The following is a 3324-nucleotide window of genomic DNA, read 5'->3' as shown; positions in this document are numbered from 1 at the left end:
TTGTAGGATATGCACAAAAGACGGATATAGTATTAGAAAATACCAATCCCTTACAAGGCGATAAACGGTATGCGAGATTTGATAAAGTACCAGAATATCAAGCGGATAATATTATCGCAAAAGTAACCTATATGACAGAATACAAGCAAAAAGACGGATATGTCGTCTTAGGAATTGAGGTGTAAAATGCCTAAGCAAAAAGAAGCGTTTAAATAGTGGAGGGGAAATGAAAAAGATAGAAAGCATATTACAAAATAAGTCAATTATAATTTTGATTTATTTACCGTTCATTGTGGCAGTTATGGTTCTTTCAGTAGTTATGTTCATATTTGTCACAGCCTTTGTTCTGGGCGTACTCTTAAGTTTTGTGGGTTTCTTTTACGGAGGTATAAAAGCTGTACCGTCACCACTTTGTAATGTGATAGGGATTTTTTCCTTAATCTCAGTTACTTCATTTACTTTAGTATTGCTGAGAAAAGAGATATTATTTCGGATTGAAAATAGAAAGATGGGAAAATGAAAATGGATAAGAAAAAAGTGTTACATCATTCAGCAGATAATTTTGAATTTGAATTATCAGAGTTCACAATGTGGTATTTTAACAACCCTGATATTGAACCGATTGATACTTATGAAGATATGTTAGAGGCTTTAAAGATATTTAAAGCAGAAGTACTTGATTTGCGGAAAGAATCGAAAGAGTTTGTGGAGATAATGTGCAGACTTGGGGACATAGGTCATAGACACGGGCTTGTTGTGGAAGTTTCTGTGACAAAATACTTTGATAAAAAGTGTCAAGTGATGGAAAATGGAAAGGACTAATATAAAAGATGAGACTTGGAAAAAATAGACTTTATGAAATCGCTGATAAAATTGTAGATGAAATAGGCTCAAAAGAGTTTATTGATAATTTGTTAATGGCTATGTCTGGTAACGAATTACAAAGTAACTTAGAAGAAATTGATAGAACGCATGGACTAAATTTATTTGATAATGAAGATGAAAACTAGATTTAGGACTTTTGAAGTTCTGAAAAGGATAAACTGATGAATAATAAACTAATATCAAAAATTGTAAATGAAGCATGTGAACTATCAAATGAAGAATTAACTATCTTAATTGATAGATTGCAAGAACTATTTGATTAAATTGAAAGAGGATAAAACAAATGACGAAAATTAATATAAAAAAACTGGCAGTCACTGCTTTAGCTGGTCTATCCCTACTCGCCTTAACAGGTTGTACATCAATGGAAGATATGGGAAAAGACTGGAAGTCAGATAATTCTGGTTTATCACGAACAATTACGATTTACTCCAAAAAAGGGGAAGTCTTAAAGCGTTATTATGGGACTAGTGTGCGTACTGCAGTTGATGAATCGGGTCAAATCAAAATCAATCTTGATGGCAAACGCCTACAGGTCATGAACGCAGATGTTGTGATTGAGGAAGATGGTATAGAAAAGAGTGTGATAGATTAATCATGGATATAGTTAAAAGTTATATCTGTGCTTAAGTACAGATATACAAAAATGTTATATGAAAACCTGCAAGAAAAACGTGTAAAACCCTACTAAATATGAGATAATAGTATTATCAAATAGGAATAAGTTAATAGAAAAGGAATTATAAAAATAATGAATACTATGATAGAAAAAATCAAAGCTACGACACTTAAACAACGTTTGGCGGTAGGTGCTGTCATTTTGGTTTTAATCGGTGGTGCTACTGGTCTAGCCGTTCATCAAAACAATGTCGCAAGTGCTAAAGCAGAAAGTCGTCAAGAAAAGCTTGAAGCTGACAAAAAATCTAAGGCTGATAAAATTGCTAAAGAAAAAGCTGATAAGGAAGCTAAAGCCAAGGCTGATAAAGAAGCTAAGGATAAAGCACTCAAAGTTGAAGCTGACAAAAAAGCTAAAGCAGAAAGTGAAGCCAAGGCAAAAGCTGATAGTGAAGCTAAAGCTAAGGCAGAAGCTGAAAAAGTCCAAGCAGAACAACAAGCCCAAGCTGTAGCTGTTCAACAGGCAGAGCAACAAGCCCAACAGGCGGTGGCACAACCAGAGCAACAACAACCTGATTATGGCTATGCACCTCAACCAGAAACACCAAGCGCACCAAGTAATTCAGCACCTGCACAAAATTCAAATGATGTTAAAATCGACTGGTCACAAGAAGGTCGGGATAAAGCTGCGATAGAAGGTGGTAAAGGTGGCTTAGTCGGAGGTACTCCTGCTGGTTGGTGAAAAAAATAAATAATAATACTTTCAAGAGAAATCATCATGTTTTCTCTTTTTTATAAACTTCACGCTTTAAAACGTACGCTATATATGCTATAATTAAGTACATACAAAAGAGGAGGTTTATCATGAGTATAACAGCGACAACCCCAACCAACATAAGAAAAAATATCTTTTCAATCTTGGCAGATGTGACAGAGAATGATACAGAACTTCATATTGTCAACTCAAAAGGTAAAAATGCCGTGCTAATTTCAGAGAGTAGTTTAAATTCTCTAAATGAAACACTTCACTTATTAAGCTCAAAGAACAATCGTAACCGATTAGATAGTGCTATGGCACAATTCAACCAAGGTAAAGGCACTGTTCATGACTTGATTGAGGTAGAAGATGATTAAGTCATGGTCTGATGAAGCGTGGGAGGACTATCTTTACTGGCAACGAGAGGATAAGAAAACACTAAAACGTATTAATTTATTAGTCAAAGATATTGATAGAACGCCTTATACAGGGATTGGAAAACCAGAACCGTTGAAATATAATCTGACGAATTGTTGGTCTAGGAGAATTACAGGTGAACACCGTTTGGTCTATCAAATTTCAGATAATGGCATGGAAATTTTACAATGTCGTTATCACTATTAAAAGTAACTGCTATAAAGTAAGGACAAGACTTCAAATCTTGTCTTTTTTTATATTTTAAATGTCGTGACCGAAAAGTCGGTAAAATAAACTTTGAAAGGGAAATCATTTATTGGTTTCTCTTTTTTTTGTTTTTAGAAAGGATTTTCTTTTGAATAAATTGAAAAAGACAACAAATACTTCAAAACGCTCACGTTTCCGACAATGGAAATCGGGTAAAAAGTGGCTATACAGTGCAACTGCTTTGGCTGTTTTGGTCGGTGGTATTGCACTTACTCAAGTAACGCCACTTATTTCACAACCAACACAAGTAGTATCAGCTGATGTCGTCAATGGCTCGCAAATCGGGACACTCAATGGTAAGCCTGTCGTTAAGGCGCAATCAAACGACATGGCGTCAAGTAGTTTCCAAGGCACGGTTGACGGACTTCTGGCAAGTGCTAACT

Annotated in this window: 8 protein-coding genes and 1 pseudogene; all 9 read left to right on the top strand. The window is 35.1% G+C overall.

Annotated features, from left to right (window positions below; translation table 11 throughout):
- Positions 1-185 (top strand): annotated as a pseudogene (locus ACYQ21_RS15030) (hypothetical protein); the annotation flags it as partial.
- 41 nt (positions 186-226) lie between these two features.
- On the top strand, positions 227-520 hold the full coding sequence (locus ACYQ21_RS15025) for a hypothetical protein (RefSeq protein ID WP_460059441.1): 294 nt from the start codon (positions 227-229) through the stop codon (positions 518-520).
- A gap of 2 nt (positions 521-522) precedes the next feature.
- Entirely contained in the window at positions 523-822 is a 300-nt protein-coding gene (locus ACYQ21_RS15020; protein WP_460059439.1) for a hypothetical protein, read from the top strand.
- An 8-nt stretch (positions 823-830) separates the two neighbouring features.
- The gene (locus ACYQ21_RS15015) at positions 831-1010 is read left to right on the top strand and encodes a hypothetical protein (protein ID WP_460059438.1); all 180 of its coding nucleotides are present in this window, start codon (positions 831-833) and stop codon (positions 1008-1010) included.
- Between the two features lie 158 nt (positions 1011-1168).
- On the top strand, positions 1169-1480 hold the full coding sequence (locus ACYQ21_RS15010; RefSeq protein WP_460059437.1) for a hypothetical protein: 312 nt from the start codon (positions 1169-1171) through the stop codon (positions 1478-1480).
- Positions 1481-1636: 156 nt separating this feature from the next.
- A complete protein-coding gene (locus ACYQ21_RS15005) occupies positions 1637-2242 on the top strand; it encodes a hypothetical protein (RefSeq protein WP_460059436.1) in 606 nt (201 codons plus the stop codon).
- A gap of 122 nt (positions 2243-2364) precedes the next feature.
- Positions 2365-2634, top strand: coding sequence for a type II toxin-antitoxin system Phd/YefM family antitoxin (locus ACYQ21_RS15000; RefSeq protein ID WP_460059434.1), 270 nt, complete (start codon positions 2365-2367; stop codon positions 2632-2634).
- The gene (locus ACYQ21_RS14995) at positions 2630-2881 is read left to right on the top strand and encodes a Txe/YoeB family addiction module toxin (protein WP_460059442.1); all 252 of its coding nucleotides are present in this window, start codon (positions 2630-2632) and stop codon (positions 2879-2881) included. Before ACYQ21_RS15000 ends, ACYQ21_RS14995 begins: the two co-directional genes overlap by 5 nt.
- Positions 2882-3029: 148 nt before the next feature.
- Positions 3030-3324: KxYKxGKxW signal peptide domain-containing protein (locus ACYQ21_RS14990; protein WP_460059433.1), on the top strand; the 295-nt coding region annotated here is incomplete at its 3' end.

Source organism: Pseudolactococcus yaeyamensis (genome assembly GCF_054658615.1).
Note: the sequence above shows the minus strand (reverse complement) of the source record. Positions and strands in the feature narration are given on the sequence as shown.

Excerpts from the sequence above, each read along its gene's own strand:
- ACYQ21_RS15005 (WP_460059436.1), top strand. The coding sequence starts at position 1,637 with ATGAATACTATGATAGAAAAAATCAAAGCTACGACACTTAAACAACGT.
- ACYQ21_RS15020 (WP_460059439.1), top strand. The coding sequence starts at position 523 with ATGGATAAGAAAAAAGTGTTACATCATTCAGCAGATAATTTTGAATTT.
- ACYQ21_RS15010 (WP_460059437.1), top strand. The coding sequence starts at position 1,169 with ATGACGAAAATTAATATAAAAAAACTGGCAGTCACTGCTTTAGCTGGT.
- ACYQ21_RS15015 (WP_460059438.1), top strand. The coding sequence starts at position 831 with ATGAGACTTGGAAAAAATAGACTTTATGAAATCGCTGATAAAATTGTA.
- ACYQ21_RS15025 (WP_460059441.1), top strand. The coding sequence starts at position 227 with ATGAAAAAGATAGAAAGCATATTACAAAATAAGTCAATTATAATTTTG.
- ACYQ21_RS15000 (WP_460059434.1), top strand. The coding sequence starts at position 2,365 with ATGAGTATAACAGCGACAACCCCAACCAACATAAGAAAAAATATCTTT.